The following is a 304-nucleotide window of genomic DNA, read 5'->3' on the forward strand; positions in this document are numbered from 1 at the left end:
CCCCGATCCCAAGGTCGGCCGTGAGGCGCGGGACGCGAATCCCAAGGATATCGACGCCGACATCCAGGTGCCCATCGTCACCGGCTTCAACGAGGAGGCGCTGACCGGCGCCAACCTGGAGCTCTCCCTACACGGGAAGACCCTGCGGGCCGCCAACATCACCGGGCGCTTCCGCGCGGCGCCCTTCCCCGCCACGGTCACCCGCGGCGAGCGCGGCGTGCCGACCCTGTCGGTGGAATCGGCCGATGCCGGCGCGACGCTGCGGTTCGTCGACGTGTACCGGCGGATGTATGGTGGCCGGCTG

At 71.4% G+C, this 304-nt stretch carries 1 protein-coding gene; it reads left to right on the plus strand.

Annotation, left to right across the window (positions count from 1 at the left end):
* Positions 1-304: hypothetical protein (locus ACLBX8_RS31935; protein WP_447716441.1), on the plus strand; the 304-nt coding region annotated here is incomplete at both ends.

It is taken from the genome of Methylobacterium sp. D48H, assembly GCF_053345715.1.